The sequence below is a fragment of the Kineococcus sp. TRM81007 genome (assembly GCF_022669155.1).
Taxonomy (GTDB): domain Bacteria; phylum Actinomycetota; class Actinomycetes; order Actinomycetales; family Kineococcaceae; genus Kineococcus.
In genome coordinates this window covers 1-13,556 of the sequence record NZ_JALBVB010000046.1, presented here as the reverse complement: position 1 = coordinate 13,556, position 13,556 = coordinate 1, and the positions used below count along the sequence as shown (strand labels likewise).

The 13,556-nt window shown below is 76.0% G+C and carries 12 protein-coding genes; 9 read left to right on the top strand and 3 right to left on the bottom strand.

Translation table 11 applies throughout. The features are described 5' to 3' along the window. On the top strand, positions 1-1,228 hold a 1,228-nt coding region (gene sucB, locus MN205_RS08685), incomplete at its 5' end, for a 2-oxoglutarate dehydrogenase, E2 component, dihydrolipoamide succinyltransferase (protein ID WP_242126311.1). A gap of 125 nt (positions 1,229-1,353) precedes the next feature. After that, positions 1,354-2,256 (top strand): TIGR01777 family oxidoreductase, encoded by a 903-nt coding sequence (locus tag MN205_RS08680; protein WP_242126309.1) that lies wholly within the window; start codon positions 1,354-1,356, stop codon positions 2,254-2,256. A 53-nt stretch (positions 2,257-2,309) separates the two neighbouring features. On the opposite strand, the gene MN205_RS08675 is transcribed toward MN205_RS08680, so the two are convergent. After that, on the bottom strand, positions 2,310-4,250 hold the full coding sequence (locus MN205_RS08675; protein WP_242126307.1) for a serine/threonine protein kinase: 1,941 nt from the start codon (positions 4,248-4,250) through the stop codon (positions 2,310-2,312). A 68-nt stretch (positions 4,251-4,318) separates the two neighbouring features. Here MN205_RS08675 and MN205_RS08670 point away from each other — a divergent pair, with 68 nt between their 5' ends. From MN205_RS08670 to lipB, 3 genes are read left to right on the top strand one after another with little or no spacing between them, the layout of a single operon-like run. Then, positions 4,319-5,692 carry an NAD(P)/FAD-dependent oxidoreductase gene (locus MN205_RS08670; protein ID WP_242126305.1) on the top strand — a complete coding sequence of 458 codons (1,374 nt, stop codon included), beginning with the start codon at positions 4,319-4,321 and terminating at the stop codon, positions 5,690-5,692. Continuing rightward, entirely contained in the window at positions 5,682-6,416 is a 735-nt protein-coding gene (locus MN205_RS08665; RefSeq protein ID WP_242126303.1) for a peptidase E, read from the top strand. Before MN205_RS08670 ends, MN205_RS08665 begins: the two co-directional genes overlap by 11 nt. A 30-nt stretch (positions 6,417-6,446) precedes the next feature. Next, positions 6,447-7,124 carry a lipoyl(octanoyl) transferase LipB gene (gene lipB, locus MN205_RS08660; RefSeq protein WP_242126301.1) on the top strand — a complete coding sequence of 226 codons (678 nt, stop codon included), beginning with the start codon at positions 6,447-6,449 and terminating at the stop codon, positions 7,122-7,124. A gap of 28 nt (positions 7,125-7,152) precedes the next feature. Here lipB and MN205_RS08655 read toward each other — a convergent pair whose 3' ends face one another. Beyond that, positions 7,153-8,076: an LLM class F420-dependent oxidoreductase gene (locus MN205_RS08655; protein ID WP_242126299.1), complete on the bottom strand. Its 924-nt coding sequence runs from the start codon at positions 8,074-8,076 to the stop codon at positions 7,153-7,155. 51 nt (positions 8,077-8,127) lie between these two features. Here MN205_RS08655 and MN205_RS08650 point away from each other — a divergent pair, with 51 nt between their 5' ends. From MN205_RS08650 to MN205_RS08640, 3 genes are all read left to right on the top strand, one after another. Further along, on the top strand, positions 8,128-9,531 hold the full coding sequence (locus MN205_RS08650; RefSeq protein ID WP_242126297.1) for a serine hydrolase: 1,404 nt from the start codon (positions 8,128-8,130) through the stop codon (positions 9,529-9,531). Positions 9,532-9,613: 82 nt separating this feature from the next. Next, positions 9,614-10,615 carry a lipoyl synthase gene (gene lipA / locus MN205_RS08645; protein ID WP_242126294.1) on the top strand — a complete coding sequence of 334 codons (1,002 nt, stop codon included), beginning with the start codon at positions 9,614-9,616 and terminating at the stop codon, positions 10,613-10,615. 73 nt (positions 10,616-10,688) lie between these two features. Beyond that, positions 10,689-11,420: a DUF4191 domain-containing protein gene (locus MN205_RS08640; RefSeq protein ID WP_242126292.1), complete on the top strand. Its 732-nt coding sequence runs from the start codon at positions 10,689-10,691 to the stop codon at positions 11,418-11,420. A 40-nt stretch (positions 11,421-11,460) separates the two neighbouring features. On the opposite strand, the gene MN205_RS08635 is transcribed toward MN205_RS08640, so the two are convergent. After that, positions 11,461-11,907 (bottom strand): hypothetical protein, encoded by a 447-nt coding sequence (locus MN205_RS08635; RefSeq protein WP_242126290.1) that lies wholly within the window; start codon positions 11,905-11,907, stop codon positions 11,461-11,463. A gap of 183 nt (positions 11,908-12,090) precedes the next feature. On the opposite strand from MN205_RS08635, the gene glnA reads away from it, so the two are divergent. Then, entirely contained in the window at positions 12,091-13,515 is a 1,425-nt protein-coding gene (gene glnA, locus MN205_RS08630; protein WP_242126288.1) for a type I glutamate--ammonia ligase, read from the top strand. Positions 13,516-13,556: the final 41 nt, after the last annotated feature.

Sequence of the window (13,556 nt, the reverse complement as noted above, 5' to 3'; positions counted from 1 at the left end):
AGTCGGCGACCCCTCCGAGCAGGGCTCCGCCCCGCAGCAGGACGCCCCCGCCGAGCAGCCCGCCCCCGTGAAGGAGCCCCTGCAGACGCAGCCGGACGCGGAGGGCGAGTCGCTGGCCGACGAGGTCACCGAGCGCGAGACCGCCCGGCAGCAGGCCGAGGCCTCCACCCAGCCGGCCAGGAGCACGGGCGAGGGGGCTCCCGAGCCGCGGTCCACGCCGCAGCAGCAGGCCCCCCAGCAGCAGGCCCCGGCCCCGCGCCAGGAGGCGCCCCAGCCGACCGGCGGCAACACCTACGTGACGCCGCTGGTGCGTAAGCTCGCGAAGGACCTGGGCGTGGACCTGTCCACGGTCACCGGCACCGGGGTCGGCGGGCGCATCCGCAAGCAGGACGTGCAGCAGGCCGCCGACGAGGCGAAGGCCGCGGCCGAGAAGGCCCAGCAGGCCCCGGCGCAGCCCGCGGCCGCCGCGGCGCCGGAGCAGAAGCAGGCCCCGGCGTTCGAGGTGTCCGCCAAGCGCGGCACCACCGAGAAGATGTCGCGGCTGCGCAAGGTCATCGCCCAGCGCATGAAGGAGTCTCTGCAGAACTCCGCGCAGCTGACCACGGTCATCGAGGTCGACGTCACGCGCATCGCCAAGCTGCGGGCCCGCGCGAAGGACTCCTTCGCGGCCACCGAGGGCGCGAAGCTGACGTTCCTGCCGTTCTTCGTCAAGGCGACGGTGGAGGCGCTCAAGCAGCACCCCTCCCTCAACGCCAGCATCGAGGGCGACAGCGTCGTCTACCACGCCAGCGAGAACATCTCGATGGCCGTGGACACCCCCAAGGGCCTCATCACGCCGGTCATCAAGGACGCGGGCGACCTGAACATCGGCGGCATCGCCCGCAAGGTCGCCGACCTCGCCGCCCGCACCCGCGGGAACAAGATCACCCCGGACGACCTCGCCGGTGGCACGTTCACCATCACCAACACGGGCAGCATCGGGGCGCTGTTCGACACCCCGATCCTCAACGCCCCGCAGGTCGGCATCCTCGGCACCGGCGCGATCGTCAAGCGTCCCGTCGTCCTCACCGACGACGAGGGGCAGGAGACCATCGCGATCCGCTCGATGATGTACCTCGCCCTGTCCTACGACCACCAGATCGTGGACGGCGCGGACGCCGCACGCTTCCTGCAGACGATCAAGAAGCGCATCGAGGGCGGCGCCTTCGAGGGCGAACTGGGTCTGTGACCCTCCGGCGGCCGCCACCACGGCCGCCGGAGGGCCCGGCGCGNTCCCCTCCCGGGGGGCGGGGCTGCGCGCGTCGTGGGAGGGTCCGCAGCGGGAGCAGCAGCGGACGGAGGGGGGCACGGGCAGTGCGCGTGGTGGTGAGCGGGGCCAGCGGCCTCATCGGCCGGCACCTGGTGCGGCACCTGCGCGGGCAGGGGCACGAGGTCGTCACCCTGGTGCGCCGGCAGCCGCGCGAGCCCGGTGAGGTGCGCTGGGACCCCGCGGCGGGCGAGCTCGACCCGGCCGCGCTGGGCAGCGTGGACGGCGTCGTGAACCTCTCCGGTGCCGGTGTCGGCGACCACCGCTGGACCGACGCCCACAAGCGGCTCGTGCTGTCCTCGCGGGTGGACTCCACGAGCACGCTCGTGCGGGCGCTGCTGGCGCTGGACACGGCCCCGCGCGTGCTGGTGAACGCCTCGGCGATCGGCGCCTACGGCGACGCCGGCGAGGCCGTGCTCACCGAGGACGCGCCGCGGGGCACGGACTTCCTCGCCGAGGTCGTCGCCCGCTGGGAGGAGGCGGCCGCACCGGCCGCGGAGGCGGGCGTGCGGGTGGCGCTGGCGCGCACCGGTCTGCTGGCCGACCCGGGTGGTGGCGCCTTCGGGCGCCTGCTGACGCTCTTCCGGCTCGGTCTGGGGGGCCCGCTCGGCGACGGCCGGCACTGGTGGAGCCTGATCTCCACCCCCGACGAGGTCGCCGCCCTGACCTTCCTGCTGGAGCAGCCGGTGTCGGGGCCGGTGAACCTGGCCTGCCCGGCACCGGCGCGCAACGCCGAGGTGACCCGCGCGCTGGGTCGCGCGCTGCACCGGCCGACCCTGCTGGCCGTGCCCCGCCCGGCCCTCCGCCTGGCGCTGGGCGAGTTCTCCGGGCAGGTCCTCGCCAGCCAGCGCGTGGTGCCGCGCGCCCTGCTGGACGCCGGGTTCCGCTTCCGGCACCCGGACGCGGCCTCCATCGCCGGCTGGCTGACCGGCGAGCACCCCACCGGCTGAGCGGCACCGGAGCCGGGACGGGCGCCGGGGGCGGCGCGGCGGACGGCGCGGGGTCAGCCGACCGCCTGCACCCGCCACTGCCCCTCGACCCGCACGAGCGTCAGCCGGGACGTGCGGGGCGCGGAGGGAGCCACGCTCGTCACCGCCCCGCCGGGGCCGAGGACCTCGTGGGCCTGCGTGACCACGTCCGCCACGACCACCAGCTGCTCCGGACCCGCGGACTCGACCGCGACGGCGGTGACGTCGAAGCCGAGACCGGACCACCTGCTCCCCTCGGCCGCCACCTGCTCCAGCAGGGCGGTGTCCGACGCGAGGGCCGGTGACCCCGGCGCGTCCACCCCGAGCAGCGCGGCGGCGTCCACGGCACGCAGCGCGTCCGCCCGCCGCGCGGCCAGCTCGCGCACCACGGCGCCGGCGTCGTCGCCGTGCAGCACGCGATCACCCACCTCCTCCACGGGGGCTGGTGCCTCCGCCTGCGGGGTCTGCGGGGAGGCGGGGGCCTCCGGCGTCGCGGCGACCCCGGCAGCCGCACCGGCGACCACCACCGGGGCCTCGGGGACCCCCGGTGCCCCCGGAGCCGCCGCGCGGGTGGTGCCGGCCGCGGGTGCACCGGGGCGCAGGAGCACCGCCCCCGTCAGCGCACCGGCGACGACGAGCGCCGCCGCCCCACCGACCAGGACGCGCCGCGGCAGCGGACGGGTGCCCGCTGCCCGCGGTGCACGGCGCCCCCCGGCCGACGCTGCGTCCGCCCCCGCGCGGGTGGCGCCGGCGGCCGGGGGCAGCGGGGGTGCCGCGTGCACCACCGGCCGGGTCACGGGCACGACGGGTGCCGCGGGCACCGTCCCGGCAGCACCCGGCGCACCGGCCGAACCACCGGCGACCTCACCGATCGCCCCGCCGACAGCCCCGTCGACCGGTCCGGGCCGGCGCAGCGGGCCGGTGGACGTCCACCCGCGCGCCGCCGCCCGCAGGGGCCGCGGCTGGACGCAACCCGTCGCCGCCTGCGCCAGCTCCCCCGGTGTGGGCCGGCGCGAGGGCTTGCGCTGCAGGCCCTCGCGCAGCACCGCGAGCANGGAGGTGCCGGCGGGCAGCTCCGCCACGGCGCGCCGGACCGCCCGCCGGCCGGTCCCGGCCGCACCGGCCGGCGGGACCCTGCCGGTCAGCGCCCACCACGCCACGGCCGCGAGCCCGTAGACGTCCGCCGCGGCGCCGAGGTCACCGCCCGCCACGACGGCGGGGTCGGCGAAGCCGGGCGTGCCGAGCACGCTGCCGTGCGGGCGGCCCAGCGCCCGCGCCAGCCCCAGGTCGGCCAGCAGCGGCTCCCCGCGGGCGTCGAGCAGCACGTTGCCGGGCGCCAGGTCGCCGTGGACCACGCCGGCGGAGTGCAGCTCCTCCAGCGCCGGGCCGAGCACGGACAGGAGCCCGACGGCCTCCGCCGCGCCCAGGCGGTGCCGCTGCTGCACCACCTGGGCCAGGCTGCCGCCCGGGGCGAGGTCGAGCACGAGCACGGCGTTCCCGTCGCCGTCGCGGGAGATGTCGCGCACCGCGACCACCCGGGGGTGCCGCACCCGGCGCAGCAGGCTCAGCTCGTGCAGCGGATCGGCGGCGGCGCCCCGCATCGGGTGCAGGACCTTCAGCGCGCACGGCACCCCGTCCGGTCCCGTGCCGGACCACACGACCGCGGAGCCGCCCGCGCCCAGCAGGTCCCCCACCTCGTAGCCGTCGACGTGCGGGGGCCGGTGCCGGGGGTCCTCCCCGAGCTGCGCGAGGGCGGCTCGCCGCGCCGCGCGGACCGCCCCGGCGAGCCCGGCGCCCGGCGTCCCCGCGGGACCTCCCGCGGCGTGCCGGCCGCCCCGCACGGACCGCACGCCCGCGACCGGATCACCCGCCGGGGTGCGCACGGGGTCGCCGGGCAGGTCCGCCGCGGGACCGGGCGACGGGTCGGCCGGCGAGGGCCCGGGCACGAGGCCGGGCGGGGTGTCGTCGAGGGGCACGCGGGACAGGGAACCGCACGCGGCGGGATGGCCGCGCTCGTCATCCACAGCCTCGATACGCTCGGGGGGTGATCCCCAGCGCCACCTCCCCCGACCGGTCGGACCCCCTGCTCCCGGCGATCCCGTCGGGGAAGGCCGCGCCGGCCCCCTCCGTGCCCTCCCCGCAGCTGCCGCCCACCGCGGACGTCGTCGTCGTGGGCGCCGGCCTGGCGGGCCTGGCGTGCGCGCGGCACCTGAGCGCCGCGGGGCTGGAGGTGGCGGTCGTGGAGGCCTCCGACGGGGTCGGCGGGCGCGTGCGCACCGACGTCGTGGACGGCTTCCGCGTCGACCGCGGCTTCCAGCTGATCAACCCCGCCTACCCGGAGCTGCACAAGGTCGTCGACGTCGCGGCCCTGGACCTGCAGCAGTTCGACGCGGGTGTCGCGGTGCACCGCGGTGGGCGGGTCTCCCCGGTGCGCGACCCCCGCCGCCACCCGGCGGGCGCCGTGGAGGCGCTGCGCTTCCCCTTCGGCGGCGTGAAGGACAAGGCCGCCGTGGCGCGCTGGGTGCTCAAGCTCACCGGCCCGGGCGACCTGAAGGACGCGGACTCCGGCTGGTGGCAGGCCCTGGACGAGGCGGGGGTGCACGGCGAGCTGCGCCGGTCGGTGATCGAGCCGTTCCTGGCCGGGGTGCTCGGCGAGGTCGACGGCACCACCTCCCGCCGGTTCGTCGACCTGGTGGTGCGCAGCTTCCTGCGCGGCACGCCGGGCCTGCCGGCCCGCGGGGTGCAGGCGCTGCCGGAGCAGCTCGCCGCGGGCCTGCCGGCCGGCTCGGTCGTGCTGGGCACCGAGGTGCGCCACCTCGGCCTGGCCCCCCGCTCGCTGGTCGCGGAGACCACCGCCGGCGGCGTCAACGCGCAGGCGATCGTCGTGGCCACCGACGCGGGTGCGGCCGGTCACCTCGTGCCGCAGCTGCCCGCGCCGCGCTCGCACGCCCTGTCGGCGTTCTGGTACGTCACGCCCTCCTCCCCCGCACCCGCCTCCCGCGCGAAGCTGCTGCACCTGGACGGCGAGCGCGGCGGCCCGGTCGTGAACACCGCGGTGGTCTCCGCGGTGGCCCCGGGCTACGTGCCCGCGGGCGACCGGCGCGGGCTGGTCAGCGCGCTGCTGCTGGGCCGGGACACGTCGGCGGCCACGGAGGCCCGGGTGCGCGCCCAGCTGGGCCGCGTCTACGGCGCGGACACCTCCGGCTGGGAGCTGATCGCCGTGCACGACGTCCCGCACGCGCTGCCGGTGCTGGAGCCGCCCTTCGACGGACCGCTGCCGGTGGAGGTGGGCGACGGCGTCTTCGTCACGGGCGACCACCGCGAGAACCCCTCGCAGCAGGGGGCGCTGGTGGCGGGCCGCCGCGCCGCCGACGCCGTCCTGAACCGGCTCGGGATGGGGCGCCGTCGTGCCGGCTGAGCGGCCCACGATCGTCGCCACCTCCGCCGGCTGGAGGCGGCGCGAGCGCGGCGGTCTGGACTGGGCGGGCACCGCCCTGGAGGCGGTGCGGCTGGCGCGGGTGCCGGCGACCCGCCGCCCGCGCCTGACGTACCTGGGCACCGCGGGCGGCGACCAGCGCACGTGGGCGGCGGAGGTGCACGCCGCCGGCGCCCGCGCGGGGCTCGACACCACGGTGCTGGACCTGTTCCCGATGCCGTCGGTGGAGGACCCGGCGCTGCACCTGCTCGACGCCGACGTGGTGTGGGTGGGCGGCGGGTCGGTGGCGAACCTGCTGGCGGTGTGGCGCGTGCACGGCCTGGACACCGCGTTCCGGGCGGCGTGGGAGGCCGGGGTCGTGCTCGGCGGCGTCAGCGCCGGCTCGATCTGCTGGTTCGCCGGCGGCACGACGGACTCCTTCGGGCCCGAGCTGCGCGCGGTGACGAACGGCCTGGGGCTGCTGCCGTACGGCAACGGCGTCCACTACGACTCCGAGGCGCGCCGCCGGCCGCTGGTGCACGCGCTGGTGGCCGACGGCACGCTCGGCGAGACGCACTGCACCGACGACGGGGTGGGTCTGGTGTACGCGGGCACCGAGCTGGTGGAGGCGGTCGCCGAGGTCGACGGCAAGGGCGCCTACGTCGTGCGCCGCGAGGGCGGCGAGGCCGTCGAGACGCGCCTGGAGCCGCGCCGCCTGCGGCCCTGAGGGGGCCGGGCGCGGACGTACGCTGCCCGCGTGACGACGACGCGGACGGCGGACGTCCCGGCGGTGCGGCGGGTCGGCCTCGGCGAGGGCCTGGTGGCGTACGGCGAGGCGTGGGAGCTCCAGCGCGCCCTGCACGCGCAGGTGGCCGCCGGTGAGCGCCCGGGCACGGTGCTGCTGCTGGAGCACGAGCCGGTCTACACCGCGGGCAAGCGCACGAACTCCTGGGAGCGTCCGGTCGACGGCACCCCCGTGGTGGACGTGGACCGCGGGGGCCGCATCACCTGGCACGGGCCGGGCCAGCTGGTGGGGTACCCCCTCGTGCGGCTGCGCTCGCCGCTGGACGTGGTCGGGTACGTGCGCCGCGTGGAGCAGCTGCTCATCGACGTCGCCGCCCGCTTCGGGGTGGAGGCGTTCCGGGTGCCGGAGCGGACCGGCGTGTGGGTGGCCACCGAGGTCCCGGCGGTGCCGGGCGGACGGTGCGAGGCGAAGGTCGCCGCGATCGGGGTGCGGGTGGCGCGGGGCGTGACGATGCACGGCTTCGCCCTGAACTGCGACACCGACCTGCGCGGGTTCGGCTCGATCGTGCCGTGCGGCCTGCCGGACGCCGGGGTGGCGAGCCTGTCGTCGGCGTCGGGCCGGCGCGTGGGCGTGCTGGAGGCGGCGGCCGCGGTGGAGGAGCTGCTGCCGGCGGCGGGGCTGGCGGGCTGAACCGCCCCGCCCCGCCGCCGGGTGCGGGTCACAGCTGCGGGCGGACCTCCTGCGCGACCAGGTCCAGGTGCTCCAGGTCGGACAGGTCCATGACCTGCAGGTAGAAGCGGGTGATGCCCACCTCGGCGTAGCGGCCGATGGTGTCGACGACCTCGGCGGGCGTGCCTGCCAGGCCGTGTTCGCGCAGCTCGGCGGGCTCGCGGCCGATGGCCTCGGCCCGGCGGACGACCTCGGCCTCGTCGCGGCCGCAGCACAGCACCAGCGCGGCGGAGAAGGTGATCTCCCCCGCGTCGCGGCCGCGCGCCTCGCAGGCCTCGCGCACGCGCTGCACGGCGGCACGGGTGTCGTCCAGCTCGGCGAAGGGCAGGTTGAACTCGTCGGCGTGCTGGGCGGCGAGGGCCGGGGTGCGCCGCTTGCCGCCGCCGCCGACGATGAGGGGGATCTTCGCCTGGGCGGGCTTGGGCAGCGCCGGGGAGCCCTCGATGCGGTAGTGCTCGCCGGTGAAGTCGTACGTCTCCCCCACCGGGGTGCTCCACAGGCCGGTGATGATCTCCAGCTGCTCGGCGAAGCGGTCGAAGCGCTCCTTCAGCGGCGGGAACGGGATGCCGTAGGCGGCGTGCTCCTGCTCGTACCAGCCGGTGCCGAGGCCGAACTCCACCCGCCCGCCGGACATCTCGTCGACCTGCGCCACCTGGATCGCCAGCACGCCGGGGTGCCGGAAGGTCGCGGAGGTGACGAGGGTGCCCAGGCGCACGCGGGAGGTGTCGCGGGCGAGCGCGGCCAGGGTGGTCCAGGCGTCGGTGGGGCCGGGCAGGCCGTCGCCGCCCATCGTGAGGTAGTGGTCGGAGCGGAAGAAGGCGTCGTAGCCGGCTTCCTCGGAGGCGACGGCGACGCGCCGCAGCGTCTCGTAGCTGGCGCCTTGCTGGGGTTCGGTGAAGATGCGCAGGTCCACGCCGACGATCCTGCCCGGCGCGGTGCCGGTGCGCTCTGGCAGGGTCGTCCCGTGACGACCGCGCCGGCCTCCCCGCCCTCCGTGCTCCCCACCACCGCCCGCTCGCTGGAGCACGTGCTCGCCGCGGCGCAGGCCGAGCACCGGCTGCCCTCGGTGGTGGTGGGGGTCGTGCGCGGCGGGGAGCTGGTGTGGACGGGCGCGGCCGGCACCGCCGTGGCGGACCCGGCGGGCACGCGGCCGCCGACGGTGGACACGCAGTACCGCATCGGCTCGATCACCAAGACGTTCGTGGCCGCCGGGGTCCTGCGCTGCGTGGAGGACGGCCTGGCGGGGCTGGACGACCCGCTGAGCGCCCACCTGACGGAGCTGGGCACCGGCGGGGTCGGGGCGCTGACGGTGGGTCAGCTGCTGGGGCAGGCCTCGGGCCTGCAGGCGGAGACGGACGGGCCCTGGTGGGAGCGCACCCCGGGCGGGGACTGGCGCGAGCTGCTGCCGCTGCTGGGGCCGGGGGCGCTGCGGCACCGCGCCGGGGTCCGCTTCCACTACTCCAACGTCGGCTACGGCGTGCTGGGCGAGCTCCTGGGGCGGCTGCGGGGCGCGGCGTGGGACGAGGTCGTGGCGCAGCAGTTCCTGGGGCCGCTGGGCATGGACCGCACCAGCACCCGCCCGCAGGCGCCGGCCGCGCAGGGGTTCGCGGTGCACCCGTGGGCGGACACGGTGCTGCCCGAGCCGGAGCACGACGCCGGGGCGATGGCCCCGGCCGGCCAGCTGTGGTCCACGGTGCCGGACCTGGCCCGCTGGGCGGGTGTGGTGGCGGACGGCTCGGGGGTCCTGCGCCGCGAGACGGCCGAGGCGATGCGGCAGCCGCAGGTCGTGGACGACGCGCGCGGGGCGGCGTGGGGCGCCGGCTACGGCCTGGGCCTGCAGCTGTGGAACGCCGACGGCCGGCGGTTCGCGGGGCACTCCGGGTCCATGCCGGGGTTCGTGGCGATGCTGCGGGTGGACGTGGAGACCTCCGACGCGGTGCTGGCGCTGACCAACTCCACGACGGGATTCGGCGACCTGCCGGTGCGCCTGCTGACGGCGTTCACGGACGCGGAGCCGGCGGCGCCGCGACCGTGGCGGCCGCGGCCGGTGGACGCCGACGTGCTGGAGCTGCTGGGCCCCTGGTACTGGGGGCCGGCGCCGCTGGTGCTGCGCGCCGGCCGGGACGGCTCGCTGGAGCTGAGCGGCCTGACGGGCCGGGCCCGCGCGTCCCGCTTCGGGCGCGACGCCGCCACCGGCGCCTGGCGCGGCCTGGACGAGTACTACGCCGGGGAGGTGCTGCGGCCGGTGCGCGGCGCCGACGGGTCCGTGAGCCACCTGGACCTGGCGAGCTTCCGCCTCACCCGCACCCCCTACGACCCGGAGGGGGACGTGCCCGGCGGCGTGGACCCGGCCGGCTGGCGGCCCTGAACACGCACTGGCGGCCCGCACCCGCCGTGACCTGCCGCACGGCCGGGCGGGAGCGGGCGCGGGCCGGACGTACGCTGGGCGGGTGACGATCGCACCCGAGGGACGGCGGATGCTCCGCATCGAGGCGCGCAACGCCGAGACCCCGATCGAGCGCAAGCCGTCGTGGATCCGCACGAAGGCGCGCACCGGCCCCGAGTACACGGAGCTGAAGGGCCTGGTGAAGTCCGGCGGCCTGCACACGGTCTGCGAGGAGGCGGGCTGCCCCAACATCTACGAGTGCTGGGAGGACCGGGAGGCGACCTTCCTCATCGGCGGCTCGGAGTGCACGCGGCGCTGCGACTTCTGCCAGATCGACACCGGCAAGCCGTCGCCGCTGGACCGCGACGAGCCGCGCCGGGTCGCCGAGAGCATCCGCACGATGGGCCTGCGCTACGCCACGATCACGGGTGTCGCCCGCGACGACCTCGACGACGGGGGGGCGTGGCTGTACGCGGAGACGATCCGCCAGACCCACGCGCTCAACGAGGGCACAGGCGTGGAGATCCTCGTGCCGGACTTCAACGGCAAGCCCGAACTGCTGCAGCAGGTCTTCGACGCGGCGCCCGAGGTCTTCGCGCACAACGTCGAGACGGTGCCGCGCATCTTCAAGAGCATCCGCCCGGCGTTCCGCTACGAGCGTTCCCTGGACGTCATCACGCAGGGGCGCGACGCGGGCCTGGTGACGAAGTCCAACCTCATCCTCGGCATGGGCGAGACGGACGAGGAGGTCGTGGAGGCCCTGGCCGACCTGCGCGGTGCGGGCTGCGACATCATCACGATCACGCAGTACCTGCGTCCCAGCCCGCGCCACCACCCGGTGGAGCGCTGGGTGAAGCCGGAGCGGTTCGTGGAGTTCTCCGCGGAGGCCGAGCGGCTGGGGTTCGCCGGGGTGATGGCCGGCCCGCTGGTGCGCTCCTCGTACCGGGCCGGGCGGCTGTGGGCGCAGGCGATGCGCCGGCGCGGCGTGCCGATCCCGCAGCAGCTGGCGCACCTGGACCGCGACGTGCCGGCGGCGCAGGAGGCTGCGAGCCTGCTGGCGCGCTGAGGCCGTCCCACCCCGCCGCCCGGTGAGCGCCGGGCGGCCCGGTGCCGTGCCCGCGAGCCGTATCCTTGCGCGCATGGCACGACGAGAGGCGCCCGCGGGCGCGACCCCCGCACCGAAGCCGAAGAAGCAGCGGTGGAAGCGGCTCCGTCAGCTCAAGCAGGTCTACGACATGACGGTGCGGGCCGACCCCGCGACCAAGTGGTGGATGCTGCTGGCCGTCGGCGGCCCCGTCCTCGTCGGCGTCGTCGTCGGGCTGATCACCGACCACTGGATCTACTTCCCGCTGCTGGGGATCATGGTCGGCGTCCTGGCCGGCATGTTCCTGCTGGGCCGGCGCGCCGAGCGCGCCGCCTACGTCAGCCTGGAGGGCCAGAAGGGCGCGGCCGGTGCGGCGCTGAGCTCGATCCGCCGCGGGTGGACCGTGGAGCAGGAGCCCGTGGCCGTGGACGCGCGCAACCAGGACATGGTCTTCCGCGCCCTCGGCCGCGCCGGTGTCGTCCTGGTCGGCGACGGCCCGCCCACCCGCGTGCGCAAGCTGCTGGAGGCCGAGCGGCGCAAGGTCGCCCGCGTCGTGCCGAACGTGCCGGTGCACGTGTTCACCGTGGGCGACGGCGGCGCCGAGGGCGAGGTGCCGCTGCGCAAGCTGGCCTCCCGCGTGCAGCGCCTGAAGCCCTCGCTGACCAAGCAGGAGGTGGCCGCGGTCACCAAGCGGCTGCGCGCGCTGGGCGGGGTGCGCCCGCCGGTGCCGCAGGGCGTGGACCCGCTGCGCGCCCGCCCGGACCGCCGGGCCATGCGCGGGCGCTGAGCCGCCGCACGAGGAGACCGCCGCAGGACACGGCCGCCGGTCACCGTCGCACGACGACGGTGCCGGCGGCCTTGTCGTGCAGTCCGCGCCGGTCCACGTCCCACACCACCGCGGGGACGACGAGGACGACGAGCACGCCCCGCAGCAGGCCCCGGGCCGCGCCGACGGGTGCCGGGCGGTCCAGGCGGCGCACCGCGGTGCCCGCCACGGCGTGACCGATGGTCATGCCGATCGTGGACACCAGCAGCACGTGCATGAGGAGGAACACCAGCAGCGGGGCGAACTGCGGGCCCAGCGCGTCCTGCAGGAACGCACGGCCGATGAGGGTGGCCAGCGCCCAGTCCACGACCAGGCCGAGCACGCGCCGGCCCCACCCGGGCACCGATCCGCTGCCGGTGGCCGGCAGGCCGAGGCGCACCCCGGGCACCGACTGCTCGCCGTCCGGTCGCGGGCCGGGGACTGCGCTGGGGGCCGGGCGGCTCGTCACGACGCCAGCCTAGGCGCCCCCGCGGGCCCGCCCGCGCCCTGCGTACACCGCCCTGTCCCCGCCCGGCACGACTCGCGTAACGTGGCCGAAACGTCGGCGACACGGGGGCGAAACGGCGCCCGCCTACCGTCGGCGCGTCCACGGCGGCTCGAAGGCCGGGCCGGTTCCGTTCCTGGAGGTTGGATGTTCAGCAACTCCGAAGAGGTCCTGAAGTACATCAAGGATGAGGACGTCAAGTTCGTCGACATCCGCTTCTGCGACCTGCCGGGTGTCATGCAGCACTTCAACGTGCCGGCCGCATCGGTGGACGCGGACGCCCTGACCGAGGGCCAGATGTTCGACGGCTCCTCGATCCGCGGCTTCCAGGCGATCCACGAGTCGGACATGAAGCTGATCGCGGACCCGACCTCCGCCTTCGTCGACCCGTTCCGGGCCGAGAAGACCTTGGTGATCAACCACTCGATCGTCGACCCGTTCACCGACGAGCCCTACAGCCGCGACCCGCGCAACATCGCGGCCAAGGCCGAGGCGCACCTGAAGTCGACCGGCATCGCCGACACCGTCTTCTTCGGCGCCGAGGCGGAGTTCTACATCTTCGACGACGTGCGGTTCGAGACGAACCAGCGCGAGTCGTACTACCACATCGACTCCGTCGAGGCGGCGTGGAACACCGGCCGCTCCGAGGAGGGCGGCAACCGCGGGTACAAGACCCGCTACAAGGGCGGCTACTTCCCCGTCCCGCCGGTCGACCACTTCGCCGACCTGCGTGACGAGATGTGCGTGGAGCTGGAGAAGGCCGGCCTGACCGTGGAGCGCTCGCACCACGAGGTGGGCACCGCCGGCCAGGCCGAGATCAACTACAAGTTCGACACGCTGAAGAACGCGGCCGACCAGGTGCTGCTCTTCAAGTACATCGTGAAGAACGTCGCGTGGCGCAACGGCCGCACGGTCACCTTCATGCCCAAGCCCCTCTTCGGCGACAACGGCTCCGGCATGCACTGCCACCAGTCGCTCTGGAAGGAGGGCGAGCCGCTCTTCTACGACGAGAAGGGCTACGGCGGGCTGTCGGACCTGGCGCGCTGGTACATCGGCGGCCTGCTGCACCACGCCCCGTCCCTGCTGGCGTTCACCAACCCCACGATGAACTCCTACCACCGCCTGGTGCCGGGCTTCGAGGCGCCGGTGAACCTGGTGTACTCGGCGCGCAACCGCTCCGCGTGCATCCGCATCCCGATCACCGGCAACTCCCCCAAGGCCAAGCGCCTGGAGTTCCGCGTGCCGGACCCGTCGGCGAACCCGTACCTGGCGTTCTCCGCGCAGCTGATGGCCGGTCTGGACGGCATCAAGAACCGCATCGAGCCGGCTGACCCGATCGACAAGGACCTCTACGAGCTCCCGCCGGAGGAGCACGCGAACATCAAGACGGTCCCGTACTCGCTGCCCGCGGTCCTGGACGAGCTGGAGAAGGACCACGAGTACCTGCTCGACGGCGGCGTGTTCACGTCCGACCTCGTCGAGACGTGGATCGACTACAAGCGCACCAACGAGGTCGACCCGATCCGGCTGCGCCCGCACCCGCACGAGTTCGAGATGTACTTCGACATCTGAGCCGACTCACCGCAGGTGGTCCCGAGGGGCCCGGCACCCGC

What these genes read in the sequence shown, in the direction of transcription:
- glnA (WP_242126288.1), top strand. Translation starts at nt 12,091, where the DNA reads ATGTTCAGCAACTCCGAAGAGGTCCTGAAGTACATCAAGGATGAGGAC.
- MN205_RS08640 (WP_242126292.1), top strand. Translation starts at nt 10,689, where the DNA reads ATGGCACGACGAGAGGCGCCCGCGGGCGCGACCCCCGCACCGAAGCCG.